Below are 26,522 nucleotides of genomic sequence, written 5' to 3' on the forward strand. Positions count from 1 at the left end.
CTAAGTCAAATGAGTGTCTGTTTTGGTACAAAAATACCTCAAAGTAGCCTAGAAAGTATTTTTTGAGTAAATTGCGTCTTCAAATAGAAGCCTCTAGGGTTGGTTTGAGTCAGTTCTCCATCACGACCAATACTGTCTGTTAGTACCTGACTATTTGCAGCTTTTGGTCGTAGTTGCAAAACTTCCCCGTGACGAGCAGTGACTTTATCTACCTGTCCTATTGCAATAAATTCCATTATCTCTTCCCAGTCTTGCTTCAGTAACTGGCTTTCCTCAAATGATGGTTGCCACAAAATAGGCGAACCTATTTGTCTTTGTACAAGTGGGATATCGCGATCTCCTTGTACTGGTATCCACAGAACTTGTTGTAATTTATGGTAAACGACACTAGTTTCCCATGTTAGGCCTTGAATATCAGTTAGTGGTGCCACTGTTACATAGGTGGTTTCTAACGCTTTACCGCTGCGACTAATCGGTATAGTTTTAAGTTCAACACCTAAATGGACAAAATCTTGTTCAGGTTTTGAGCCTGCGAGCGCACCTAGCTCTAGTTCAATCAATTGACCTACCCAGCCTTTATGTCTCTTTAGATCCTTAGGCATTTCAATTTCATGATAATGAGCTAACTGACCTAAGGTTAGGCCTGCCATTGATTCTGCGCGTTGCATCAATTCGTCGATGCTATTTGGGGAGGTTAATGCTTTCTTCATAATGTGATTTTACCTCAGCAGCGGTACAAATTAAATGCGGGTAAAAAATGTACTACAAAAAAACAGCTGAGTGATAACCGTCTTCTACATCTCTAAGTTTATGAATTAAGTAATGATCTTTAACCATGACGGCATTAGCTTTTGTTGTTTTATTAAGTTACACCAGTTCTTTCCCTATTTTTCCAACATAGTTATCCACAGAATTATTGGATAACTATGGTTATATCTGCAGCTACTGCAATAAATGTGATCTGTCAATGCTATAAGACTGGGATTATTTGCTTTTTTTAAAGCAAAAATAGTTGCACTTGTGAATAACCCTATTTGGCTACGGGCCAACTTATCAGTTTTAAATGGGGCGGTTAAATAGTGAGCGTTTTTGTGAGGGGTAGTATATTGGTTATCTTTAATGTTTAATTATTCATTGTTTTATAAGGTTTTTAATTGTTTTTCTTGGCTAAGGTAAAATTAATAAACCAATGGGAAATACCTAAGTTATTAGACTTTAATTGAGTTTCCAACAGAGATATCCACAGTTTTTGTGGATATCATTGCTTATGCATTGTTGTTGCTGTTGATAAGGTTGGTGAAAAAGCTGACTTTATCCCATGATTTGTGGGTAACTGATATTTGCCGCCGGACACGCTTTGTGAAACAATCAAAAGATTAATAGTTAATAGTTCGGAGTCCATGTGATTGATAGTGACGGCTTTCGCGCAAATGTGGGCATCATTATCTGTAATCGCTTTGGGCAGGTTATGTGGGCAAGAAGATTTGGCCAACATTCCTGGCAATTTCCTCAAGGTGGCGTTGACGATGGAGAGTCAGCAGAAGAAGCCATGTATCGTGAGTTATACGAAGAAGTAGGATTAAAGCCAGAACATGTGCAAATTCTAACATCGACGCGATCATGGTTACGCTATAGGCTACCTAAGCGGTTAATCAGACAAGATAGTAAACCCGTGTGTATCGGGCAAAAACAGAAGTGGTTTTTGCTACAATTGAAAAGTGCCGAAAATGCCATTGACCTTAACGCTAGTGGTCATCCTGAATTTGATGATTGGCGATGGGTGAGTTATTGGTATCCAGTAAGACAAGTCGTTTCTTTTAAAAGGGACGTTTACCGAAAAGTCATGAAAGAGTTTGCATCGACCACTTTACCTTTACAGGTTAAAGAGTCGAATACTAAAAGACGAGGTATGCGTAGAAACTAATTAGAGAGGTTTGCGTTAGTGCTTAAAACACTGAGAGATATTACCCAAGCTGTCGCTCAAGCACATGATCTTGAATACGCGTTAGCGCAGCTGGTAACGCAAACCAAAAAAGCGATGAATACCGAGTGTTGCTCTATCTATATAATAGAGGAGCAACAACTTGTATTGTCTGCAACTGATGGCCTTGCGCTTGCGGCTGTTAATGCTGCTAGACTTCCCATAACACAAGGCTTAGTTGGCCTTGTTGCTCAGCGTGAAGAAGCGATTAATCTCGCAGATGCGCCTTCTCATCCAAGATTTAAACTCCTTCCTGAAGTTGCCGAAGAAGCCTACAGTGCTTTTTTAGCCGTTCCTATTGTTTATCAAAAGACTGTAATTGGTGTGTTAGTTGTTCAACAAGTTAAGGCCCGCCAATTTAGTGAAGGCGAAGAAGCCTTCTTGATGACGTTGGCAGCGCAGCTTGCGGTCGCAATTAAAGGTTTAACCCATAGAGCGCAGTTAAGTGCAGGATTACAGCAGCGCTATTACACTGGAAGCCAAGCCTCAAAAGGTATTGCGATTGCCCAAGCTCTAGTGTTGGGAGGGCAAATATCATTTGAGCGTGATGAAATTATAGCGGCTTCAGTTACAGTAGAAGAAAAGCGTCTGAATGATGCCATGGGTCGTTGTAAGGACTTACTCATCAGTTTGTCTCAACGCTTTGATCGTGAGAAAGATGAAGAAGCTGCCTCCATTTTTAAAGCTTTATTATTGCTGCTTGAAAAATCCAGTTTAGGCGGTGAGTACATAAAAGAAGTTCGCTCCGGTTGGAACGCTGAAACTGCTGTCTGTTTAGTGTCTAAGCGTTATATTGAACACTTTGACGCTATGACTGACTTGTATTTAAAAGAGCGTGCCAGTGATATTCGAGATCTTGGTCAGCGCGTTTTAAGGCAGTTGATAGAGCCGGATAAAATATTCTTAGAGCCTGAAACACCGGTTATTTTAATTGCTAAAGAGGCAAGTACTACTTTACTCGCAGAATTTCCCAGACAAAAGCTAGCGGGGATTGTTACCGAATTTGGCGGGGCTAACTCCCATGCTGCTATTTTGGCTAGAGCTATGGGTGTTCCTGCGATTATAGGCGTTGAAGGTATTCTTAACGCCAATATTGAAAAGTCTAAGCTGATTATTAATGCTAATCGTGGCCAAGTGATTGTCGAGCCATCTGCGCTGGTGTTAGCTGAGTATCAAAGTTTGATTGCTGCGCAAGAAGAGCAGCAAAGGCAATATGCTCAAGAGTCATCACTAAAGACTGTGACGCTTGATGGTAAACGGATCTACCTTTACATCAATAGTGGTTTATTGAGTAGCGTTGATTCTGAAACTGGCGCAGATTCTGATGGTATAGGCCTGTATAGAACAGAAATTTTGTTCATGCTTAAGCAGTGTTTTCCAGGGGAAATTGAGCAGCTTGAAATATACCGCAAAGTGTTAAAAGCTGCTGGGAGCAAGCCAGTGGTGATGCGAACATTAGACGTTGGCGGTGATAAACCCTTAGATTACTTCCCTATTATTGAAGATAACCCATTTCTTGGCTGGCGTGGGATCCGCCTTTCACTTGATCATCCAGAGCTATTTTTAATTCAATTACGTGCCATGCTTCAAGCGGCTATTGATACAGAGCAGTTACATATTCTGCTACCTATGGTAAGTAATCTAGAAGAGATAGATTTATCACTTATATACTTAGAGCAAGCTTGTCACGAGCTAACAGCTGAACTCGGTAAAATTATCACTATGCCTAAAGTAGGCATTATGCTTGAAGTACCAGTGCTGTTATATCAATTAGATGAAGTGGCGCAACGAGTTGACTTTGTTTCTGTTGGCTCTAATGATTTGACTCAATATTTGCTAGCAGTGGATCGTAATAATCCAAGCGTTAGCCCCTTATTTGATAGTTTTCATCCCGGTGTACTAAGGGCACTTAAATTTGCTGTTGAAAGTTGCAATCAGCACCAACTACCCATTAGTGTGTGCGGCGAGCTAGCTGGTGAACCTATTGGCGCAATTTTGCTTATTGCTATGGGCTATGAGCAGTTAAGTATGAACCAAGCAAGTTTAGCGCGAATTAACTACTTATTAAGACGTGTATCAAAGCAAGAACTAAGCCTATTACTAGCTCAAGCGCTGTGCCTTAATAGTGGCGATGAAGTAAGAGACTTAGTCACTCATTACTGCGAGCAACGCGGTTTATTAGCTGTCATCAGTTAAAACTGTCCATAGGCTTGTTATCGTATCGACAAATAATTTAAGCTTTAATCATAATAACAATCAAAGGTCGTACTTGTGGAAAGCTGGCTCTATATATTGTGTATTTGCCTCGTATTAGGGGCTGGCATCGGCTTTATGGCTGGTCTATTGGGGATTGGTGGTGGCTTGATTGCGGTTCCTGCGTTATTACATATTTTGCCTCAGGTCGGGATAGCAGCTGAAAAACTTCCTCATGTCGCCATAGCAACTTCATTGGCCGCCATTATTTTAACCTCACTTTCATCTGCACGAGCTCATCATAAAAGAGCTAATATTCCTTGGCCATTATTTAAGTCTATGCTGCCAGGGTTTGTTTTAGGTGCATTATGTTCTGGTTTTATTTCTGAAATGATTGCAGCTAAATCGCTACAGCAGATCTTTGCTGTGTTTGTTATTTTGATGGCATTGCAGATGGCGTTTCCGTTTAAGGCTGAGTCCAACAGGGCTATGCCAGCACCAATGAACTTATTCTTTGCCGCAACAGCAATTGCGATTATTGCAGCGCTGATGGGAATTGGCGGTGGCGTGTTATTAGTCCCTTTTTTAACTTGGTGCGGATTACAGATGCGCTTTGCGGTTGGATTCTCGGCCGCGACAGGACTTTTAATTGCCTTGTTTGGTAGCATTGGTTATACCTTAGCGGGCTGGGACGCTGCGGGCTTGCCTGAATGGACCTTAGGCTATATTTATTTACCAGCCTTGATTGGTATTGTTTCAACATCGATGTTGATGGCACCTGTTGGTGCCAAAGCCGCTACAAGTTTACCAACCGCAAAACTTAAAAAGATATTTGCTGTTTTCCTTACCCTTGTAGGTCTTAAACTTGTTTTTGCATAATGCTCTAGCGAATTAATTTCGGTAGTATGTCTTCGTTTTAGGCTGAGTTATTACTCAGTCGTTTTTTATATAGGTAAATAATCATGAAGCAGTATTTAGATCTTTGTCAGCGAATTATTGACGAAGGCACTTGGGTTGAAAATAGCCGCACAGGTAAACGTTGTCTTACCGTGATTAATGCTGACTTAGTTTACCATGTCGATAATAATGAATTCCCGCTAATTACCACGCGTAAGAGCTTTTATAAAGCTGCTATTGCTGAAATGTTAGGTTATATCCGTGGGTACGATAATGCTGCTGATTTTCGTGCTATAGGCTGTAATACATGGAACGCCAACGCTAATGACAACCAAGCCTGGCTTGATAATCCGCATCGTAAAGGTGCTGATGATATGGGACGGGTTTATGGTGTGCAGGGACGTGCATGGAGTAAGCCTGATGGGGGGAGTATCGATCAGTTACGTAAAATTGTTGATGATTTATCACAAGGGATTGACGATAGAGGCGAGATTTTAAGTTTTTACAACCCTGGCGAATTTCATATGGGCTGTTTAAGACCTTGTATGCATACTCACAACTTCTCGTTAGTTGGCGACACTTTACACCTTACAAGCTTCCAACGCTCTTGTGATGTACCGCTAGGACTTAACTTTAATCAAGTGCAGGTATTTACACTGTTGGCGTTAATGGCGCAAATTACGGGTTATAAAGCAGGTAAAGCTTATCATAAGATTGTAAACGCCCATATTTATGAAGACCAAGTAGAGTTGATGCAAACTGTGCAGCTAAAGCGTCAACCTTTTGCATCGCCAACCTTGGTAATAAATCCAGCAATTAAGTCTCTTGAAGATCTTGAAACTTGGGTTACTGTCGACGACTTTGAAGTGACCGGCTATGAACACCATGAAGCGATAAGTTATCCGTTCTCGGTGTGATTTTTGCCTATTCTTGCAATTAGAAAGCTCGCCTAACGGCGAGTTTTTGATTTAACATTTCACTAACCCCTATTTTTTGAACCCCACCCTAAAAATCAAGCCCAAGTTAATTTTACCTGCTATAAAATCACTGTTACGTTAGTGGTTTAAGCTTGTTTTAATACTATTTTCAGCGTTTGCTAATTGATAATTTGAGTAAATGCTCGTTATTTTCGAGTCGTAAAAAGTTTGTTTTTTTAATTGTTACTTTGTGTAAATAATAGGCTTGTAATATAGATCACCGTTTTAGTTCCCAAAAAAGTGTGATCCTTAGCACTTTATTGTTAATGTGGATTTTTAAAGCGTGATTATTCTATTGAGGTTTGATATTTATTCATATTAGGATTAAATTCAATACTTCGGATATTCCGAGGTTTATGGCTGACGCAAACGATTATTCAGGTTAATCGTATTCAGCTACACTCGAAGTATTGAGATTTTATGGAGCGTATTAATGGAACGGGCAATTAGGAATTTTCTAAGCCAAGAATCGGCAGGTGGCATCTTATTGATGGCTTCTGTCGTGATAGCGATGATTTTTGCAAACTCACCTTTATCGGGTATGTACCACGGCTTTCTAGAAACAGAAATGCAAGTTAGGCTTGGTAGCCTTGATATCGACAAGACTTTGATTCACTGGATCAATGACGGGTTAATGGCTATCTTCTTCATGCTTATTGGCTTAGAAGTAAAAAGAGAATTGCTTGAAGGGGCTTTATCAAGCCGTGCACAGGCTTCGTTGCCTACGTTTGCGGCAATTGGTGGCATGGTTTTCCCTGCAGCCGTTTATCTAATATTTAACTATTCAGACCCTATTACCCAAGTGGGTTGGGCTATTCCAGCTGCAACCGATATTGCGTTTGCACTTGGTATTATGGCGTTACTAGGTAGCCGTGTACCTGTAGCACTAAAAGTGTTCTTGTTAGCGCTAGCAATTATTGATGATCTTGGCGTCGTTGTCATTATTGCACTCTTTTACAGTACTGATTTATCAACAATTAGCTTGATTGTTGCTGCTGTAGCAATTATGGGGTTGATCGGATTAAACCTCAAAGGTGTTACCGCACTTGGACCATATGGTGTTGTAGGTTTGATTTTGTGGATAGCCGTACTTAAGTCAGGCGTTCATGCGACATTAGCCGGTGTTATTATTGCGTTCTGTATTCCGCTGAGAGCAAAAGATGGCTCGTCTCCTTCAGAGAGTTTAGAGCACAGCCTACATCCTTGGAGCACGTTTATTATTTTACCGATATTTGCTTTTGCCAACGCTGGCGTTGACCTAAGTGGTATGAGTTTGAGTTCACTATTGTCTCCGGTACCTATCGGTATTGCTCTTGGATTACTGCTAGGTAAGCCACTTGGTATTATGTTGTTTAGCTTTATTGCAGTGAAACTAAAACTTGCTGTATTGCCAGAAGGTATGGGCTGGAGACATATTACCCCTGTAGCGGTGATGTGTGGTATTGGTTTCACAATGTCTATGTTCATTTCTTCTTTAGCCTTTACAGGCGACAGTCAAATGTACGGTGACTACGCAAGATTAGGGATTTTATTGGGATCACTAGCATCGGCACTAATTGGTTATTTCTGGTTGTCTAAGGTGCTACCTGAAAAAGGAGAGAAAGCATGAGAATCACGTTATTAGCATTAGTCGTTGGACTGGGTTTTAGCTCTGTAGCATCGGCAAATCAAATTGAAGTTTGTAATCAAGAGATTGATAGTGTCGTTTGTCAGAACTATCTTGAGGGCGTGGTTGACGGTGCTTTAATGTATAAAGCAGCAGCTGTTGGCCAGAGGTTAGAAAGTGACGGTTATGAGTCACGTGCACTGAAATATCGTGGTGGTAAGCGTTTTCAAGAGGCAAACCGTACTTTTTGCCAAGACAACCTGCCAGATAGGGATGCGTTGGTCGCAGGTTTAGCTGAGGCTTTTTCTGCTAAAGAAATTAAAACCACCGATGATTTAACGACAGCAATGACCGGATTATTAGACTGTCAACGTCTTAAGTAATCCTAAATGAAATAACGAGGCAACTATATTGGTTGCCTCTTTTTTTATCCAAACGGCCGTGTTTACCATGTCAAATTTAAACTACAACCATCTCTATTACTTCTGGATGATCCAAAAGAAAGGCACTGTTGCCAAAGCGGCTGAAGCGCTCTGTTTAACTCCACAAACAGTGACAGGGCAGATACGAGTGCTTGAAGCGAGTTTAAAAGGCAGCTTATTTAAGCGTGTGGGTCGCTCTCTTGAGCCAACAGAGCTTGGAGAGTTGGTATTTCGCTATGCTGATAAAATGTTTAGCTTAAGCTATGAAATGCTAGACTTACTGAATTATCAAAAAGATGAAAATATCCTATTTGAAGTGGGTATTGCAGCTGCTTTATCAAAAGCCTTGACTAGCAGGGTACTGCTATCTGTAGTACCTACTGACGGCTCTATGCATTTAGCCTGTTATGAGTCTACTCACGAAGATTTAATGACACGTTTACGCGAGCATAAATTAGATATGATTTTGTCTGATTGTGCTGGTGAAAGCTTGAAATACCCTGAAATTCTATCCAAACAGTTAGGTGAGTCGGGTGTTGCCTTTTTTTCAGCGGAGAAATACTCAAAACCATTTCCGCAATGTTTAGAGCAAGGTAAGCTGCTTATTCCTGGAAGGCGCAGCTCTCTGGGGCAACAGTTAGTGCGTTGGTTTGATGAAAAGGCATTGAATGTAAGCATTTTGGGCGAGTTTGATGACGCTGCAATGATGAAAACATTTGGATTCTTTAAGCAAGGCATCTTTGTAGCGCCTTCAATTTATAAGCAAGATATTCTAGCTCATGGTATGACGCTTCTAGGTGAGACCTCTGAAATAAAAGAGGTTTACCATGTTATGTTTGCCGAGCGAATGATCCAGCACCCTGCGGTAAAGCGCTTATTGGAAACCGATTTCAGTGAGTTGTTTGCAGGTAAAGATTTAACTGTTCAACAGTTTTAATACTTGATAAGCAAAGCCCCCCTAGCTTTAATTGATTAGCTGTCTTGACTCAGCGGCGGTGCGGAGTCAATATCGACACAAATACTTGCCAGCTGGTACACTAAAGCGAGTATAAAACCCTATAAAATTGGAGCGTTCACTTTGTCTGAATCAAGCCAAGAGCCGATGAAGTTACCTAGAGTTAAGTGGGCATGCCGCAGAGGTATGCTTGAACTAGATGTATTGTTTCAACCTTTTGTTGAAGAGCAATATGAAGGGATGTCTATAGAAGATAAAGCAACGTTTGTTAGCCTGCTAGAATGTGAAGACCCTGAGTTATTTGCATGGTTTATGGGGCATGAAGTTTGCTCAAATCCTGCATTCGCTGAAATGATCATCAGAGTTCGTGGACGCCCAGCAGCATAGTTTTGATGTGAGCTCTTCTCTCGGTCAATGCCTTTCATTGGCCGTTATTTCCCTTGTCTGTTTAAGTTCGTTTGTTTTCTGGCCCTATTCAGAAAGCCTAATTTATCTGTGTTTTAAATATTTACTCCTCACAGTTTGCATGAGCTTTTTTACTTGGCAATTATGGCACTTACGAACATGGCGTTGCCGATTTGTGTTGAAAAGCGATGGACAGGGGAAGTTAGAGGGACAAACTGAGTTTATGGTTGTAGCAAGACCCGTTATCACGCCGTTTGCGGTGATGTTTGATATTAAGCTTGCAACGGAAACTCGGAGAATAGTGATTTGGGCGGATATGTTAGACGACATAAATTACCGACATTTATGTCGTCTATTACAGTTGGCTACTCAATAACAAGAATTGTAGCTAATTAGTCCGGTTGTAGAATGGTTGGCTTTGGTGACGCATCTTTATTGGGATGATCAATATTGTAGTGTAAGCCTCGGCTTTCTTTACGTTCCATTGCACAACGAATAATTAGCTCGGCAACTTGAACCAAATTACGCAGTTCAAGTAAGTTATTACTTACTCTAAAGTTGCTGTAATACTCTTGGATCTCTTGTTGTAGCATAGCGCAGCGGCGAAGGGCACGTTCAAGACGTTTATCTGAACGCACAATCCCTACGTAATCCCACATAAATAAGCGTAGCTCATGCCAGTTATGGGCAATAACCACTTCTTCGTCTGAGTTAGATACTTGGCTTTCATCCCAAGCTGGCAAAATGCCAGGCATAGGAATTTTGTTTAGCTGGCTTTCAATATCTTCTGCAGCAGCTCTGGCAAACACCAAACACTCAAGCAGCGAATTACTGGCTAAACGGTTAGCGCCATGAAGACCTGTATAAGCAACTTCACCAATAGCATATAAGCCATTGAGGTCAGTTTGACCATGTAAGTCTGTCATCACACCGCCGCAGGTATAATGAGCAGCAGGTACCACAGGGATTGGGTCAGTAGTGATATCAATACCTAACTCTAAACAACGTTTATGGATAGTTGGGAAATGCTTGATAATAAAGTCAGCTGGCTTATGCGTAATATCAAGATAGACACAGTCAGAGCCTAAACGCTTCATTTCATAATCTATTGCGCGGGCAACAATATCGCGCGGCGCAAGTTCCGCTCGCTCATCAAAGTCTGGCATAAAACGAGTACCATCAGGGCGACGCAAAAATGCGCCTTCACCTCTAAGTGCTTCGGTGAGCAAGAAGTTGCGTGCATCTGCATGGTATAGACAAGTCGGGTGAAATTGATTGAATTCCATATTTGCTACGCGGCAACCTGAACGCCATGCCATCGCAATGCCGTCTCCAGATGCGATATCCGGGTTAGAGGTATACTGATAAACCTTGGAGCTACCGCCAGTCGCTAAAGCGACAAAGCGCGCCTTAACTGTTTCAACATGTTCAGCGTCTCTGTTCCATATATAAGCACCTTGAACTCGGTTACCCGGGCGATTTAATTTACGTGTAGTAATCAAATCGATGGCGTTGTATCTTTCAAGTACTTGAATATTAGGGTGGTTGCGAGCGCGGTCTTGCAAGGTGACTTGCACTTCTTTACCCGTTGCATCTGCGGCGTGCAAAATACGGCGATGACTATGTCCACCTTCACGGGTTAAGTGATAAGGCGCTTCAGCGGTACTACCTGCCGGTACTTCTTCTTTATCGAAGGCGACTCCGCAAGTGATTAACCATTGCATTGCTGCCTTGGCATTTTCAGCGGTAAATTTGACCACAGGCTCATCGCAAAGCCCTGCTCCAGCAACTAGAGTGTCGGCTACATGGGACTCAATGGTGTCCTCTTCATCAAAGACTGAGGCTATTCCGCCCTGGGCGTAATAGGTTGAGCCCTCGCTGAGAGGCCCTTTTGAAAGCAAAATAACTTTTGATTTTTCAGCAAGATGCAAAGCTAATGTGAGACCGGCGGCACCGCTGCCGATAACCAAAACATCAGATTGGTGTTCAACTACTTGTTTCATCAGGTATCATAGCGTTATCAGGAAGTCCGACTATGGTAAACCATGACGCTGAATATGGATACTTTCATTGGTCGCATATAAATAAATCAACGCCTGCAGAAAATAATTTAAGATCTTTGCGAAATTAATTAGAACTTTTTTGAAACGCGCTAGTCTACATAAGTGAATATGATTCGAGCGGCTGAGAAATCAGTATTAGATTTAGGAGTAGTCGGCTCGGATGAGTGGACAAATAAGTGATCAACAGTTAGTTGAGCGCGTACAGCGTGGAGACAAAAACGCTTTTAACCTTTTGGTACAAAAGTACCAAAATAAGGTTGCCAACCTGATATCTCGTTATGTACGAAATCAGGCTGATGTTGCTGATGTTTCGCAAGAAGCTTTTATTAAAGCTTATCGAGCATTACCCAACTTTCGCGGCGAGAGTGCGTTTTATACTTGGTTGTACCGTATCGCAGTCAACACTGCGAAGAACCATCTGGTTGCACAGGGCCGACGTGCCCCTGCGAATGATGTCGATGCTGAAGAAGCGGAATACTATGATGGCAGTGATGCGTTAAAAGAGTTTGCCTCACCTGAGCGACTCGTACTGTCAGAAGAGATTCAACAGGTGGTTTTTGACACCTTAGACACATTGCCAGAAGAATTAAAGATGGCTATCTCACTGCGAGAACTCGATGGTATGAGTTACGAAGAGATTGCCAATGTCATGGATTGCCCAGTGGGAACCGTAAGGTCACGGATCTTTAGAGCCCGAGAAGCAATCGATAAAAAGCTTAAGCCGTTGCTAGAACGTTAGCATCTTAAATAAAGATAGGTGAATAATGGATAAGTTAGGTCAGGAATGGGTATCTGCTGCCGTTGATGGTGAAATTGACGAGCACACGTTAGCTGAATTAGCGGCTGACGCAGATTCACATGAGCAGTGGCGTGATTATCATATGATTGGTGATGCGATGCGCGGTGAGCTTCCAAAGACTATGTCTTTAGATCTTAGTGCAAGCATTATGGCGGCTATTGAAGATGAGCCTGCGATTGTAGCGCCTCAACCAGTAGTAACTAAAGAGCCAAAAGTCGCTGAGACAAAGGTTGCATCTGCGGGCAAGATTATTCCGTTATTTAAGCAATTTGGTCAATATGCTATTGCTGCATCCGTCGCTTTGGTTGCTGTCGTTGGTGTGCAAAATTATAATCAAGAAACTTTGGTTGAAAGCTCTCCACTGCCGGTGCTGAATACACGCCCATTAATTGGTAGCGCGTCTCCTGTAAGTTTACAAACAGGTGCAGTACAACAGAACCAAAGTTACACTAATGATCAGGTTGCTGACCAGCGTCGCCGTATTAATGCCTATATTCAAGATCATATGTTGCAACAAAGATTGAATAATGGAGTGAATATCGACGACAATAGCGAGGTCGATACTACACCCGTTGCTCAATAATGAGGAGTTAGCTTGCGTCTAATCCTATTGGCTATCATAGCCATGAGTTTTCCCGCTATGGCGCGGGAAGACATGCCCGCCAAAGCTTGGCTAGAAAATATGAGCCAAGCCCTGCGAGAACAAGAATTTAAAATTTCCCTTATTCAACTTCAAGCCGATCATATCCGCCCTTTGGTTTATATCCATGGTAAAGTGAATGATGAGGAAGTTGCCTTTTTAGAACACCTCAATGGACCGCCAAAGAATGCTGTAAGAGTTGGAAATACTGTAACTTTTATCGAGCATGACCAGCCGGCTTACAGTGTGCATGCAAATCGAATCCAAGGCGTTATTCCTGGAGCATTTGCTGATGACGTATCTAAATTAGAAGACGGTTATCAATTTGTATTGGGCGGTCGCAGCCGTATTGCAGGTCGTCCGGGGCAGTTAGTTCGTATTATTCCAATTGACAATAATCGTTATGGTTATCAAGTTTGGTTGGACATGGATACCTACTTGCCACTGCGTTTTGATATGGTAAGCGGTGATAAACAGCTTTTGGAGCAACTTTTAGTTGTAGAATTGCTTGTGCTTGATGAAGTACCAGCAATCTTAAAAGAGGCTTATAAGCAAGAATGGCCAGCAGTAATGTCACAATCTGATCGTGATGGTGGTGAAAATTGGCAGTTTAGTTGGTTACCCGCAGGTTTTAAGGTGTTGATTAAAGATCAGCATCGTTTGATTGGCAGTAAAGAAGCTGTTGAGTACATTGCCATCAGCGACGGTCTTGCCAGTATTTCTGTTTATGTCGCTAAAGCGGGTGATAAACCATTACCTGACGAATTAGTGACCCGTAATGGCTTGTCACTTGCGACTGAGCGAGTTGGCAATGCTGAGGTGGTCGCTGTAGGAAAGGTGCCTGCAGAGACGCTGAGTCGTATTGCCAAGAGCATCATGCTGCAGTGATGAAGGTTTTCTCATGATGGAAGAAATTGCTAGAGTTGTCGCGAATGGCAACTCTGGTTGGGTGGTCGTTGAAGTTGAACTCAAAAGTGCTTGCAATCACTGCGACAGTGGGGATTCGTGTGGCACTTCTGCTGTATCTAAAGCTTTCTCACCCAAGGTACAACGCTTTTCACTTCAAACTGAACAAGTATTTGTAAAAGGTGAGCGTTTAAAATTGGGGTTGCCCGAAAGTGTTATCTTAAAAGCAGCTGCATTAGTGTATATAATGCCTCTTAGTGGTCTTTTTATCGGGGCTTTTATTGGTAATCAATTAGCAGTATTGGTAGGAACGCATCAAGATTTATTCTCAATTATTGCAGCTCTCATTGGTGCTCTGGGCTTTTGGAACATAGGAAAGAGAGCTGCTAAGAAGTTAGAATCAGATGCACAACCTGTGATAATCAAGTCTTTAGGTAAACCGATTGAGATAGCCTCATAGTGGCAGCATTCGTGCTGCCGTTATCTTTTCCGCAGTAATTGCACTATATAAATTGGTATTAAAGCTGCAATCGGGTACAATTCTGCACTTTAAAATTTTTATCAACTTCGAGTTAAGTCATCCCAGCATAATGAAGCATATTAGAAACTTTTCAATTATTGCCCATATTGACCACGGCAAATCAACACTATCAGATCGCCTTATTCAAGAATGCGGTGGCTTAACCGATCGTGAAATGGCTGCGCAAGTTCTTGACTCAATGGATATTGAGCGTGAACGCGGTATTACGATTAAAGCGCAAAGCGTGACCTTAGACTACAAGGCTAATGATGGTGAAACTTACCAGTTAAACTTCATTGATACGCCCGGTCACGTTGACTTCTCTTATGAAGTATCGCGCTCATTAGCGGCGTGTGAAGGTGCTTTATTAGTCGTTGATGCGGGTCAAGGCGTTGAAGCGCAAACTCTAGCAAACTGTTATACCGCATTAGAAATGGATATGGACGTTGTCCCTGTTCTAAATAAAATCGATTTACCACAGGCCGATCCAGATCGTGTGGCTGAAGAGATTGAAGATATCGTTGGTATTGAAGCAACTGATGCTGTGCGTTGCTCTGCTAAGACCGGTATCGGTATTAAAGATGTACTCGAAGTTATCGTTGCTGATATTCCGCCACCAGAAGGTGATAAAGAAGGGCCTCTGCAGGCACTGATTATCGACTCTTGGTTCGATAGCTACTTAGGCGTTGTTTCTTTGGTACGTATTAAAAATGGTGTACTGAAAAAAGGCGATAAGTTTAAGGTGATGTCTACTGGACAAAACTATAACGCTGATCGCGTAGGTATTTTTACACCAAAGCAAACCGATACTACCGAGCTTAAAACCGGTGAAGTAGGTTTTGTTATTGCGGGTATCAAAGAGATCCATGGTGCACCTGTTGGTGATACCTTAACGCACTCTAAGCACGGTGCTGAAAAACCACTAGGTGGTTTTAAAAAGGTGAAGCCGCAGGTTTATGCGGGTCTATTCCCAATTTCTACCGACGATTACGAGAACTTCCGTGAAGCATTAAACAAGCTAAGCTTGAACGATGCGTCATTGTTCTTTGAGCCAGAAACGTCTTCTGCACTGGGTTTTGGTTTCCGTATTGGCTTCTTGGGCCTACTCCACATGGAAATCATCCAAGAGCGTCTAGAGCGTGAATACAACCTAGAGCTAATTACTACAGCGCCGACCGTAGTCTATGAAATCGTTCAGACTAATGGTGAGATTATCTACGTTGATAACCCATCAGATCTGCCAGCAGTTAATAACATTGCTGAAATGCGTGAGCCAATCGTAGAAACCAATATTTTGGTTCCAAAAGAATACTTAGGTAACGTTATTACTCTATGTATTGAAAAACGTGGCGTACAAACAAACTTGGTCTACCACGGTAACCAAGTTGCATTGACTTACGAGTTGCCAATGGCTGAAGTGGTTATGGACTTCTTCGACCGTCTAAAATCAACCAGTCGTGGTTATGCATCGCTTGAGTATAACTTCATCCGCTTTGAGCCTGCAGACATGGTACGTCTAGACATCTTGATTAATGGCGATAGAGTTGATGCATTAGCTATGATTATTCATAAAGGTTTGATCCGTACTAAGGGTCTAGCACTTGTGAATAAGATGAAGGAGCTTATTCCTCGTCAAATGTTCGATATTGCTGTTCAAGCTGCAGTGGGTAGCCAGATTATTGCCCGCTCATCGATTAAAGCAATGCGTAAAGACGTAACTGCTAAATGTTATGGCGGCGACGTATCGCGTAAGAAGAAGCTACTGAACAAGCAGAAAGAAGGTAAAAAGCGTATGAAGCAAGTCGGTAACGTTGAAGTGCCACAAGAGGCATTCTTAGCGGTACTGAAGCTTAACGATTAAGCAAACTCGTTAAGAATTGTTAATATATCGCTAGACTGAGCGCCGCAATTTGCGGCGCTTTCATTACTGGCGTATAACCTTAAAGACAATGGCATTTTCGCTATGCCCCGACTATGTTTGGCAGGAGTTAATTAATAATGGCAGCCCATTTTTCTCTAATATTAGTATTGGTGACCTTAGGTAGTGGCTTAATTTGGATGGCTGATGCACTATTTTTTGCACCTAAGCGCCGTGAGAAGCTGGCAATAGCACAAGCTGCGCAGGCAGATTTGAGTGAAGAAAGTGTAGATAACATCATGCGCGAATCTGCAGTTGTTGAAACATCAAAGTCTATCTTTCCTGTTATCGCATTCGTGTTGATTTTACGTTCTTTTATTTATGAGCCATTCCAAATTCCATCAGGCTCAATGATGCCAACACTATTGGTTGGTGACTTCATCTTGGTTGAAAAGTTTAGCTACGGAATAAAAGATCCTGTTTGGCGTTCAACCTTGGTTGAAACTGGCAAGCCTGAGCGTGGTGATGTGGCGGTATTTAAATATCCCATGAATCCGCAGATTGACTATATTAAACGTATTATTGGTTTACCGGGCGACCGCATTGTTTACCGCAATAAAGACCTATATATCCAACCAGCTTGCGCAGAAGGACAAAGTCCTTGTCCGGAGCTTAAGCAGGTTGATAGAGCAGAAGTTAATCGCGGTGAATTCTCTCAAAGTGGTATGCCTCTAGTTCGTTATAAAGAGCAGTTAGGTGATATTAGCCACGATATTTTGGTGAACCCTGCAATTCCTGACAGAATTAACCATTTCTTCCGCCAAGAAAACGTACCATTGACGGAGTTCATCGTGCCAGAAGGGCAGTACTTTGCCATGGGCGACAATCGTGACAATAGTACTGACAGCCGTTTTTGGGGCTTTGTTCCCGAAGAGAATTTAGTGGGAAAGGCCGTAGCAATTTGGATTAGCTTTGAATTTGATAGAACGCCTTCAGACTTTTTACCGACTTGGATCCCAACAGGTGTTCGTTTTAACCGTGTAGGCGGAATAGTTTAATATGGAACCAATTAAGAACATTCCACGTTTGTGCCGAACGTTAGGGTATGAATTTAGTGAACAAGGCTATTTAGACCAAGCGTTAACTCATCGTAGCGCGTCTAATAAGCATAATGAAAGATTAGAGTTTCTTGGAGACTCTATTTTATCTATCGTGATTTCTGATGCGCTATACCATCAGTTTCCTGCGGCGACAGAGGGTGACCTTAGCCGTATGAGAGCCACCCTAGTTTGTGGAAAAATGCTCGCTGAAATAGCTATTGAGTTTAAGTTAGGTGATTACCTAAAGCTTGGTCCAGGCGAGCTGAAAAGCGGTGGCTTTAGACGAGAGTCTATTTTAGCCGATGCTGTAGAAGCGATTATTGGCGCTATCTATCTCGATTCTAATATCGAAAAGTGCCGTGGACTTGTGCTTAGTTGGTATGAATCACGTTTAAAAGTGATTGAACCAATTAACCAAAAGGATCCGAAAACTTTACTGCAAGAACATTTGCAGAAGTTTAGAAAACCGCTGCCTATTTATAAAGTGGTTCATACTGAAGGTGATGCTCACGAGCAGACTTTCACCGTTGAATGTATTGTTGAAGACTTGAGCCAAGCCGTTGTTGGAGTAGCCAGTTCCCGTAGAAAAGCGGAACAAAGTGCTGCAGCTCAAGTGTTGGAGTTAATTAAGAAATGAGTGACAACAAAGATTTACCTGAAAGCCACGAGCCAAGTTTAGACGAACTATTGGCAAACATGAACAACCCGTCATCAGCGGTTAAATACGCTGTGACCTATTGTGGCATGGTTGCTATTGTTGGTCGTCCAAACGTCGGTAAATCAACATTATTGAATAAGCTCTTAGGGCAAAAGATCAGTATTACCTCTAAGAAGCCGCAAACAACGCGTCACCGTATTATGGGGATCCATACTGACGGTCCACGTCAGGTGGTGTTTATTGACACCCCTGGTTTGCATATCGAAGAAAAACGCGCCATTAACCGTTTAATGAACCGTGCTGCAGCGAGCTCGCTAGCTGAAGTGGCGCTAGTGGTATTTGTTGTTGACGGTATGAACTGGACGCCAGATGACGAAATGGTATTGCGTAAATTGCAAAGCCGTGACGATGGTCGTAAGACAATTCTAGCGATTAACAAAGTCGATAATATCAAAGATAAAGAAGCGTTATTCCCGCATCTTGAAGAGTTATCGAAGAAGTTTCCGTTCGATGAGATTTTACCTATCTCTGCAACCCAAGGCACTAACGTACAGCGTATTTTAGATATGTCAGTTGCTTCAGTGCCAGAGTCACCACATTACTTCCCTGAAGATTATGTGACTGACCGTTCACAAAAGTTTATGGCATCTGAAATCGTACGTGAAAAGCTAATGCGCTTTTTAGGTGACGAATTACCATACGATTGTACGGTAGAGATCGAACAGTTTAAGATGATGGAAAATGGTGTTTACCAGATCAACGCTTTAGTGCTGGTTGAGCGTGAAACGCAAAAGCGTATGGTGATTGGTAATAAAGGCGAACGCATCAAAAAGATCAGTTCTGCCGCGCGTGTAGATATGGAAACGTTGTTTGATAACAAGGTTTTCTTGGAAATGTGGGTTAAGGTTAAATCTGGTTGGGCTGATGACGAACGTGCACTGCGCAGCTTAGGTTATGGCGACGAATAGCCCTTATTGACTTAATCGCGAATGATGCCTCTTTTTAGTAATAAGAAGGGGCATTTTTATTGGTTATAATTGAATTTTGTATTACGTTTTTATTGTCTTATATTGCTCATAGCAAAATGGGCTTATTGAATTGGAATAATCAGTATGGAACGTGGCTACGTTCTTCATAGCAGGCATTTTCGTGATGGTAGCGTTATCGTTAATTTACTGGTCGATGGTAAGGGACGAGTTGATGCTGTTGCACGCTTAGGCGGCGCTAAAAACTCTATTCGTAGCATTATCCAACCTTTCCAGCCGATTATCTTTATGTTGCAGGGGAAAACCGATCTTAAGAATCTCAAACAAGTTGAAGCGGCAAGTCCTGCTGTTCCGTTAACGGGTGACTGTTTGTATTCTGGGTTGTACCTTAATGAACTGTTAATTCGTTGTTTAAGCGTGCAGCATAGCGCTGAAAACTTATTTTTTGACTACCATCGCACCTTGATTGCCATGGCGACAGAGTTCAACCAAAGCCAACTTAGATACTTTGAACACGCACTTTTAAAAGAGCTAGGTACTATGCCATCACTCGATTTTGACCCAAGTGATGCACCGATCACTGCAAGTGGTTTTTATCGTTTAGAGCCTGATCATGGTTTTACGCCAGTTATAGCTACCGCTTACAACCAGCATCGATTTTTTACTGGCGAAATGTTGGTTGCCTTGAATCAGCGGACATTGACTGCAGAGCACTATCTAGAAGCCAAGAAATTAATGCGACAATTATTAGCGCCAGTACTTGGCGATAAGCCACTGCATTCAAGAAACTTATTTGCCAAGAAACCGAAGATTTAGCTTATTCCTGTCAAGACTCAGCAACAACAAATTAAATACTGTTTAGCTCTCGATACTGGCTAAACCGCAACCCTATCAGTACAATATCGTCTTTTATTACTGCTTATTTTTTAAGGAACAAACATGGGCCGGATCTTATTGGGCGTTAACATCGATCATATTGCGACTTTACGTCAGGCACGCGGTACAAATTATCCCGATCCAGTTCATGCTGCAGCCGTTGCGGAGCACGCTGGCGCAGAAGGCATTACTATTCATTTGCGTGAAGATCGCCGTCATATTATTGATCGCGATGTGTACACTCTGGCAAAAACCTTAAAGACGCGTATGAACTTTGAGATGGCTGTTACCGAAGAGATGCTTAATATTGCCTGTGAAATTAAGCCTGCTTACGTTTGTTTAGTACCAGAAAAGCGCGAAGAGCTAACCACCGAAGGTGGCCTTGACGTAGCCGGGCAGCAAGACAAGATCGCTGCGGCTGTGGCTCGCTTAAGCAAAGAAGGCATTAAGGTGTCGTTATTTATTGATGCAGATAGCACGCAAATTGACGCGGCTGTGGCAGTCGGCGCGCCGGTTATTGAAATTCACACCGGTTGCTATGCGGATGCTGAAACTGATAGCGAGCAAGCTGCAGAACTTAAGCGCATTACCGAAATGGCGAGCTATGCTCACAATAAAGGTCTAGTGGTTAATGCGGGTCATGGTTTGCATTATCATAACGTTAAAGCTATTGCTGCTATCCCTGAGCTATATGAGCTTAACATCGGCCATGCCATTATTGCTCGTGCGGCAATCGATGGTTTGGATAAAGCTGTGCGTGACATGAAACAGTTAATGTTAGAAGGCCGTCGCGGCGACTAAAGCCAGTATCTAATTGTTATTAATAGCCGAGGCCTTTGCTCTCGGCTTTTGTTTATTCTAGCTGGTTGTTTGCAAACAACCGCCACATAGCTTGTTATAAAGGCTCAAAATGATTGTAGGTTTAGGCACTGATATTGTTGAAATAGCGCGGATTGAAGAGCGGATCCCTGCTGTAGGAGATGAGGCATTGCTAAGTTGCCGTTTAGCCAAGCGAGTATTAACAGCTGCTGAGTTTAGCATATTTGTCAGCAGTGCTCAGCCTGGACGCTATCTTGCTAAGCGTTTTGCAGCGAAAGAAGCTGCAGCTAAGGCGTTAGGCACAGGCATTGGCCGCGGAGTATCATTCCAGCATATTGAGATCAGTAACAACGCGAATGGCGCACCGCTAATAGCGTTTACTGACGGTGCAGCGAAAAGGCTAGTAGAGATTGGCGCTAAGCATGCGCATATTTCTATTGCAGATGAGCAGCGTTATGCCACTGCAACGGTGATTTTAGAATCTTAGATTGTTATCGCGCGGCAGTTAATGCAGCTGAATAGCTGCATTAAAAGAGGCTTTTAAAGCTAACTGTTTGTGTTAAATACATCGAATTGACAGCTCATCACCTGTTCTCCCTTACAAACGAGTTCGCCAGTAAACTCAAAACCAAGCTGCTGATAAAGGGCAATAGCATTAACGTTGTTGGGATATACACTTAGGTGTATTTGCTTGCACTTAAAGCGGTCAAAAAGAGCTGTGAGTAATAGTTTAGCGAAGCCTTTGCCTAACCCTTTTCCTTGAAATCGCTTATCAATCAAAAATCGGTCAAACCACACTCTGCTTGACGGATTTTTATTGGCTTGTGTTGTTTGCTCATCAACCGTTAATTGTTCGCATTCTTCAAATTGACCGAACATGGCAAATCCAGCGATATCTTCGCCATAATAAAGGGCTACCGGGGTGAAGCGTGGATCTTCTTTGGCTTCAAGTAAACAGTCGGAGATGGATTCAATAAAGTCGTTTTGGTCTTTATTAAGTTCTAGTGCTAGAACGGTTTGTCGATTGGTTATGTCAATAGTTTGGATACTGAGGGCTGGGAAGTTCATGTTGAGATTGCTGGCAATTATTTATCCCGAGTGTAATCGAACTAAGACTTAAGTTAAATAACTCGCTTAAGCCTTAGTTCGTTAAGTCGCAGGTAGCGTATTGTTACGCTTTGTTAAAAGTGTTCAGTTAAAGGCAATTTAGATGAATAAGTGCTCTATTCATCGTCAAACTGGTCTAAAAAAGCTTTTGAGGGCATAAAGAACAAGCAGCCAGTCTTAGCTTCAACAAAGTCTAATAGGCGGTCATAGTGACCATTATCATCGGCATTAATCATCTGAGTCAGTGAAGTGTTAATAATCGACGGTGTGGCAGCAAAACCTACAAACATAGTGCCATGTTCCATTGCATTACCGTAGGGACGGTTTTGCCTGAGCATTTTTATCTCTTCGCCATCAATTTCAACTTTGCTCTTAGCGTTGTGCGCCCATGCAGGCTTTTTTTCATCACTTAGCTCAATGTTGTCCATCTTAGTGCGCCCAACGACTTGCTCTTGATATTCAGTTGTCTGCTTGTCCCATAAACCTTGGCGATCGATATAGCGTTGCACATGTAAATAGCTGCCACCGCGATGGATTTCAATATCATCGGCAACCAATACCGCTTCAATTCTTTCATCACCATCAGGGTTTTCTGTGCCATCGACAAAATCAATCATGTCACGATTATCTAAGTATTTATAACCTTGTATGTCTTCTGTTAAGCAGGCTATCTCGCTAAAGCTATTGCGAATGTACTTAGCGGCTTGGAAGTTGAGATCGATCCTTTCAGACTTGATCATCACGAAGATATCGCCAGGTGTTGACGGGAAGTGGCGCTCGCCATTACGCATTTCTGGAAATACCTGCAATTCAGCAGGCATTGGAGAGTCTGGGAACAACTGTGGCCATGCATTGGATGAAAAACCGATTGAGATATTTAGATCTGCGGTTAGATCTTTATGATTGATTGATTTCTCTATCCCAGCAATAGCACTAATGCCATCGGTTATGACAGTGGCTAATTCTGCTGTCGGGATCAATGAAAACGTCAAGTATTCAACGTGAGAACTAGGATTAGATAATACGCCAGGTTGGGCAAGTGAGCATAACTGTGTCATTTACGGTGTCTCCATACAATAAATTAGGAGTAATTAAGTTCTTCATTAAAGTGTAGTGGAACTCATCAATAGCTTTAAAAAACTATACGCCTTTAATTAAGAATGTGAAATTAACTCCAGTTAATATTTATGATTGGCTTTCATAAGTTTGCTGGCTGTTTATTTTGCGTAAAAGCGTTTTTTAATTGATTTAAGTGAGCTTGCTTATGAATTTACGGATTATCGACGCTGTGGGTTTGTTAATCATTGTTGCTCTGTGTATTCTGCAGCTGTTTGATTGCCTGCATGTCCTCAAGCGAGGCTCTAAGTGCTGATATTGGCGAAAATTACTTAGGTTGGCCGATGGGGTCTTTATCCAAATATAAGAGTCGTTGTTATGTTGTTTTATGTAAATAAAAACCGATACCCACTGATTGTACTATTGAGTTTTTGGCTGTTGTCAGCGTGTAGCGGCAATGTGCAGCTTCCAGTTAATGAGGATGACCTAGATCAACCTCGCTGCAGTAAGCAGTATCAAAGCGATTGTCCTGAGTATTATCGAGGTGAGTTATTTACCGGCATTGCGACTAATTATGCTTATGGTAAGGCGTTTTATAGAGTGACTCAGTATCAAGATGGACTCGAACACGGCTATAGCTTCTCGACGCTAAACAATCAACTCAATGAAACGGCTTGGTATAAGGCGGGTAAGTTAGATGGAAAGCAGATTAGTTATCACTTTTCCACCACTGGAAAGCCGCAGTGGGTGCGACTTTATCAAGCTGGCGTAAAAATGGATCATTGGCTTTATGATGAGCAGGGCGTAATCCTCAGCTATAAGCGATTCGAAGGCGACAAAGAAGTCGAGAGCATTAGTTATGAAAAAGGCCGAGAATGGCGTCTGTACTATTTTGTTGATGGTGAAAAGCGCCAACGTCACAAGGACTATTATGCAGATGGCCTGCTTGAGAGCGAGAGTGAATTTATTTATGCCGATTATAAAAAGCTCAATGAGAAAACTTACTATCGTAATGGTCGCTTAAGAAGCAAATTTACCTACAACAGGGTAACCAATACCGGCATATTAGAAACATACCGCTCCGATGGCAAACGACGCTCAGAGCAACATTATGGCTATAACCCACTCAATACCCTTCATGGGGTGCAGTTAACCTTTTGTGGTGAAAATGGTCGAGTTGATTCTCGCGAACATTACAATATGGGCGTGGAAGATGGCGAGTTTACTAAATATCACTGCAATGGCCAGTTAATATCCAAGCGTACTTATGTAAACGGCGTGGTGACAGATAAACAGATTAAAATCTATGATGAGAATGGCCTGGCAGTGGTGATAAAAAAGCTTGATGGCAAAGGTAAGATCATCCAAGAAAGCTACTTTGATGATGACTTATCTAAATGGGTGACTTATTCAACAACAGACTAGTCACTAGTGGACAATCCTTTTGCGAAGAGGGCGGCGGTGACTTAGCATAAGCTGTTTTATTGCAGAGTAATGCAGCTTAAAGGGCTAATTTGAATTTTTACTCTATTAAAATGCGACAAGATCCATTAGGTTAATATTTAGTTAAATTTGGCTAGTGTTAATGGGGCATTGAAAATACGCCTATCGAGAGATTAGTGCGATTTATGCCCCGCTGAGCCAAATACAGTCGCCATGTTAGAAACGTTTGCGAATACAAACCCTAGCAATGTTTCTATACTGGCAAGCCTATATGGAGAAGAGCAGATGAAATCCGCCGAAGAGCAGTTATCAACCTACAAGAGTGTGCATTTAAATCCTAAAAATATTCGGACTCACTTTGTGGGCGTACCTTTGATTATTTGGTCACTATTTTTATTACTGAATTTAATACCTGTTAATTTTGCCGTGTCTAATGAGCCCGTCATCACGTTTAATGTTGCCACGATTTTTACAGTCGGCGTGCTTCTCTATTATTTCCTATTACATGCAAGACTTGCCATTGGTTTAACGATTTTTATTATTCCCGTGCTTTATACATCAAGCCTTGTGGCGCAAATACCCCATGCATTTTGGATTGCGGTCGTGGTATTTTTTGTTGGTTGGGTGATCCAATTTATTGGCCATCATTACGAGAAAGCCAAGCCAGCTTTTGTCGATGATTTAAATCAATTGTTAATAGGACCGTTCTTTTTGATGGCAGAGGTTTACTTTATGTTCGGGCTAGAAAAGCAGTTACTCGCAGATATTACGCCTCTAGCTCGAGATAAACGTAGGGCGTTAGAGGCCGCAAGAAAAGCAGGTTAAGTGGTATTAGCGATAAACATAGATAATTAAAAAGGCGCGATAGCGCCTTTTATTGTGAGTAGAGCATTGCTCGACTAATCTGCAGTCTTAGGCGCAAGGTAATGCTGTGGCATGACTCTAACCGTTTTTATCATATTGTCTGCGACATCTATCACTTCCAGCGGGTAGCCATATAAACGCATGGAGGTGTTAGGCTCTGGAATATCTTCTAAGTACTCAAGTACTAAACCATTGATGGTCTTAGGACCATCAATCGGGAAATGCCACTCCATCTCTTTATTGAGGTCGCGTATGTTTATTGTTGCTTCAATCAGGAAACTTCCATCTTGCTGAGGGGTAATATCTTCACTCGGAGTGGTGACCATAGAAGTGGTAAAGTCGCCGACTATTTCTTCTAAAATGTCTTCAAGGGTTACTAAACCTTGAATGTCGCCGTATTCATCTACAACTAGCCCTATGCGTTCTTTATTTTGCTGAAAGTTAGATAGCTGCACATTAAGCGGCGTGGCTTCGGGAATAAAGTACAGCTCTTTTACCGCACGCAGTAAGGAAGACTTACTAAATTGGCCTTTCGATTGTAAGCGCAATGCATCTCTTAAATGTACAAAACCAACCGCATCATCTACGGTATCTCTGTATAGCAACACCCTTGTGTGCGGGCTTTGAATAACCTGCTTATTAATACTTTTAAAATCATCGTTTATATTGATGGCGTAAAGCTCGTTACGCGGGATCATGATGTCGTCAACAGTAACTTTCTCAAGATCCATAATCGATAACAACATCTCTTGGTGGCGCTGTGGTATTAAGGCGCCAGCCTCGTTTACTACTGTCCGCAACTCTTCTTGACTTAAGGCATCATCGGCTTTTACTGAGTGGATGCCAAGCAAGCGTAAAAAAGTAGAGGTAATAAAATTGACAACCTTTACGAAAGGAGAAAGTACTGTGAGTAATACTCGTAGGACAACACTGGAGGGAAAGGCGATACGTTCTGGGTGAAGCGCGGCAACAGTTTTAGGAGTGACTTCAGCAAAGACTAAGACGACGAGCGTTAATACACCGGTCGAGATGGCGACCCCCACGTCACCAAATAAACGTATGCCGATAATGGTCGCTATCGCTGACGCTAAAATATTAACGAGGTTATTGCCAATAAGAATGAGCCCAATCAATCTATCTGGTCGTTCCAACATTTTTATCGCGCGCTTAGCCCCTTTATGACCACTATTAGCTAAGTGGCGCAAACGATAACGGTTTAGTGACATCATGGCTGTTTCTGAGCCAGAGAAGTAAGCAGACAGTAGGATTAAGACGAACAGAATAGATAAAAGTACGCCAGTGGATATATCGTCCAAGAGTTGGAGCTCCGCTGTTGTTTAAAGAAAGGGCGAAAATTCAAGCTAGATAAAGCGCTATAAAAATAACTAATT

27 protein-coding genes are annotated in these 26,522 nt (G+C 42.1%); 22 read left to right on the forward strand and 5 right to left on the reverse strand.

Features of this window, described 5'->3' with window-relative positions:
• Positions 1–38: 38 nt before the first annotated feature.
• Positions 39–710, reverse strand: coding sequence for a DNA mismatch repair endonuclease MutH (gene mutH / locus AB4298_RS08130; RefSeq protein WP_371986306.1), 672 nt, complete (start codon positions 708–710; stop codon positions 39–41).
• Between the two features lie 692 nt (positions 711–1,402).
• Here mutH and rppH point away from each other — a divergent pair.
• The 9 genes from rppH to AB4298_RS08175 all read left to right on the forward strand — a co-directional run bounded on the left by rppH (position 1,403) and on the right by AB4298_RS08175 (position 9,812).
• On the forward strand, positions 1,403–1,924 hold the full coding sequence (gene rppH / locus AB4298_RS08135) for an RNA pyrophosphohydrolase (protein ID WP_248997582.1): 522 nt from the start codon (positions 1,403–1,405) through the stop codon (positions 1,922–1,924).
• Positions 1,925–1,942: 18 nt separating this feature from the next.
• The gene (gene ptsP, locus AB4298_RS08140) at positions 1,943–4,177 is read left to right on the forward strand and encodes a phosphoenolpyruvate--protein phosphotransferase (RefSeq protein WP_371986308.1); all 2,235 of its coding nucleotides are present in this window, start codon (positions 1,943–1,945) and stop codon (positions 4,175–4,177) included.
• Between the two features lie 75 nt (positions 4,178–4,252).
• Positions 4,253–5,053, forward strand: coding sequence for a sulfite exporter TauE/SafE family protein (locus AB4298_RS08145; RefSeq protein ID WP_248997580.1), 801 nt, complete (start codon positions 4,253–4,255; stop codon positions 5,051–5,053).
• Positions 5,054–5,136: 83 nt separating this feature from the next.
• Positions 5,137–5,988: a thymidylate synthase gene (locus AB4298_RS08150; RefSeq protein WP_248997579.1), complete on the forward strand. Its 852-nt coding sequence runs from the start codon at positions 5,137–5,139 to the stop codon at positions 5,986–5,988.
• A 493-nt stretch (positions 5,989–6,481) separates the two neighbouring features.
• A complete protein-coding gene (nhaA, locus tag AB4298_RS08155) occupies positions 6,482–7,657 on the forward strand; it encodes a Na+/H+ antiporter NhaA (RefSeq protein ID WP_248997578.1) in 1,176 nt (391 codons plus the stop codon).
• Positions 7,654–8,037, forward strand: a complete 384-nt coding sequence (locus tag AB4298_RS08160; RefSeq protein ID WP_248997577.1) for a hypothetical protein — start codon at positions 7,654–7,656, stop codon at positions 8,035–8,037. The genes nhaA and AB4298_RS08160 overlap by 4 nt, the downstream gene beginning before the upstream one ends.
• A 67-nt stretch (positions 8,038–8,104) precedes the next feature.
• The gene (gene nhaR, locus AB4298_RS08165) at positions 8,105–9,013 is read left to right on the forward strand and encodes a transcriptional activator NhaR (protein WP_248997576.1); all 909 of its coding nucleotides are present in this window, start codon (positions 8,105–8,107) and stop codon (positions 9,011–9,013) included.
• A gap of 165 nt (positions 9,014–9,178) precedes the next feature.
• On the forward strand, positions 9,179–9,418 hold the full coding sequence (locus tag AB4298_RS08170; protein ID WP_248997786.1) for an FAD assembly factor SdhE: 240 nt from the start codon (positions 9,179–9,181) through the stop codon (positions 9,416–9,418).
• Between the two features lie 7 nt (positions 9,419–9,425).
• Positions 9,426–9,812 carry a protein YgfX gene (locus AB4298_RS08175; RefSeq protein ID WP_371986407.1) on the forward strand — a complete coding sequence of 129 codons (387 nt, stop codon included), beginning with the start codon at positions 9,426–9,428 and terminating at the stop codon, positions 9,810–9,812.
• A gap of 16 nt (positions 9,813–9,828) precedes the next feature.
• Here the strand turns inward: AB4298_RS08175 and nadB are convergent, their stop codons facing one another.
• Positions 9,829–11,439: an L-aspartate oxidase gene (nadB, locus tag AB4298_RS08180; protein WP_248997574.1), complete on the reverse strand. Its 1,611-nt coding sequence runs from the start codon at positions 11,437–11,439 to the stop codon at positions 9,829–9,831.
• Positions 11,440–11,659: 220 nt separating this feature from the next.
• Between nadB and rpoE the strand changes: the two genes are divergently transcribed.
• The 11 genes from rpoE (at position 11,660) to acpS (ending at position 21,148) form a co-directional block, all read left to right on the forward strand.
• Positions 11,660–12,238 carry an RNA polymerase sigma factor RpoE gene (gene rpoE / locus AB4298_RS08185; protein WP_248997573.1) on the forward strand — a complete coding sequence of 193 codons (579 nt, stop codon included), beginning with the start codon at positions 11,660–11,662 and terminating at the stop codon, positions 12,236–12,238.
• 25 nt (positions 12,239–12,263) lie between these two features.
• Entirely contained in the window at positions 12,264–12,881 is a 618-nt protein-coding gene (locus tag AB4298_RS08190) for a sigma-E factor negative regulatory protein (protein WP_248997572.1), read from the forward strand.
• A gap of 12 nt (positions 12,882–12,893) precedes the next feature.
• Positions 12,894–13,826 carry a MucB/RseB family sigma factor regulatory protein gene (locus AB4298_RS08195; RefSeq protein ID WP_248997571.1) on the forward strand — a complete coding sequence of 311 codons (933 nt, stop codon included), beginning with the start codon at positions 12,894–12,896 and terminating at the stop codon, positions 13,824–13,826.
• Positions 13,827–13,839: 13 nt separating this feature from the next.
• Entirely contained in the window at positions 13,840–14,304 is a 465-nt protein-coding gene (locus AB4298_RS08200) for a SoxR reducing system RseC family protein (protein ID WP_371986310.1), read from the forward strand.
• Between the two features lie 130 nt (positions 14,305–14,434).
• Entirely contained in the window at positions 14,435–16,225 is a 1,791-nt protein-coding gene (gene lepA / locus AB4298_RS08205; protein WP_248997569.1) for a translation elongation factor 4, read from the forward strand.
• A gap of 137 nt (positions 16,226–16,362) precedes the next feature.
• Positions 16,363–17,280 carry a signal peptidase I gene (lepB, locus tag AB4298_RS08210; protein ID WP_371986311.1) on the forward strand — a complete coding sequence of 306 codons (918 nt, stop codon included), beginning with the start codon at positions 16,363–16,365 and terminating at the stop codon, positions 17,278–17,280.
• 1 nt (position 17,281) lies between these two features.
• Positions 17,282–17,959, forward strand: a complete 678-nt coding sequence (gene rnc / locus AB4298_RS08215; protein WP_248997567.1) for a ribonuclease III — start codon at positions 17,282–17,284, stop codon at positions 17,957–17,959.
• A complete protein-coding gene (gene era, locus AB4298_RS08220; RefSeq protein ID WP_248997566.1) occupies positions 17,956–18,948 on the forward strand; it encodes a GTPase Era in 993 nt (330 codons plus the stop codon). The genes rnc and era overlap by 4 nt, the downstream gene beginning before the upstream one ends.
• Before the next feature lie 144 nt (positions 18,949–19,092).
• On the forward strand, positions 19,093–19,782 hold the full coding sequence (recO, locus tag AB4298_RS08225; protein WP_371986313.1) for a DNA repair protein RecO: 690 nt from the start codon (positions 19,093–19,095) through the stop codon (positions 19,780–19,782).
• Positions 19,783–19,905: 123 nt separating this feature from the next.
• Complete coding sequence (pdxJ, locus tag AB4298_RS08230; protein ID WP_220779601.1) at positions 19,906–20,643, forward strand: pyridoxine 5'-phosphate synthase; 738 nt, start codon at positions 19,906–19,908, stop codon at positions 20,641–20,643.
• A gap of 109 nt (positions 20,644–20,752) precedes the next feature.
• Positions 20,753–21,148, forward strand: a complete 396-nt coding sequence (gene acpS, locus AB4298_RS08235; protein ID WP_248997563.1) for a holo-ACP synthase — start codon at positions 20,753–20,755, stop codon at positions 21,146–21,148.
• A gap of 59 nt (positions 21,149–21,207) precedes the next feature.
• Here acpS and AB4298_RS08240 read toward each other — a convergent pair whose 3' ends face one another.
• The gene (locus AB4298_RS08240) at positions 21,208–21,729 is read right to left on the reverse strand and encodes a GNAT family N-acetyltransferase (RefSeq protein WP_248997562.1); all 522 of its coding nucleotides are present in this window, start codon (positions 21,727–21,729) and stop codon (positions 21,208–21,210) included.
• A gap of 155 nt (positions 21,730–21,884) precedes the next feature.
• On the reverse strand, positions 21,885–22,826 hold the full coding sequence (locus AB4298_RS08245) for a Dyp-type peroxidase (RefSeq protein ID WP_371986314.1): 942 nt from the start codon (positions 22,824–22,826) through the stop codon (positions 21,885–21,887).
• A gap of 376 nt (positions 22,827–23,202) precedes the next feature.
• Here AB4298_RS08245 and AB4298_RS08250 point away from each other — a divergent pair, with 376 nt between their 5' ends.
• Both AB4298_RS08250 and AB4298_RS08255 read left to right on the forward strand, forming a co-directional pair.
• Positions 23,203–24,249: a toxin-antitoxin system YwqK family antitoxin gene (locus tag AB4298_RS08250; protein WP_371986315.1), complete on the forward strand. Its 1,047-nt coding sequence runs from the start codon at positions 23,203–23,205 to the stop codon at positions 24,247–24,249.
• Positions 24,250–24,552: 303 nt separating this feature from the next.
• Positions 24,553–25,092, forward strand: a complete 540-nt coding sequence (locus AB4298_RS08255) for an Mpo1 family 2-hydroxy fatty acid dioxygenase (protein WP_371986408.1) — start codon at positions 24,553–24,555, stop codon at positions 25,090–25,092.
• 74 nt (positions 25,093–25,166) lie between these two features.
• Here AB4298_RS08255 and AB4298_RS08260 read toward each other — a convergent pair whose 3' ends face one another.
• On the reverse strand, positions 25,167–26,447 hold the full coding sequence (locus AB4298_RS08260) for an HlyC/CorC family transporter (protein WP_248997558.1): 1,281 nt from the start codon (positions 26,445–26,447) through the stop codon (positions 25,167–25,169).
• Positions 26,448–26,522: the final 75 nt, after the last annotated feature.

Source organism: Shewanella sp. 10N.261.52.F9, from assembly GCF_041471165.1.
In the GTDB taxonomy this organism is placed as follows: domain Bacteria; phylum Pseudomonadota; class Gammaproteobacteria; order Enterobacterales; family Shewanellaceae; genus Shewanella; species Shewanella marinintestina.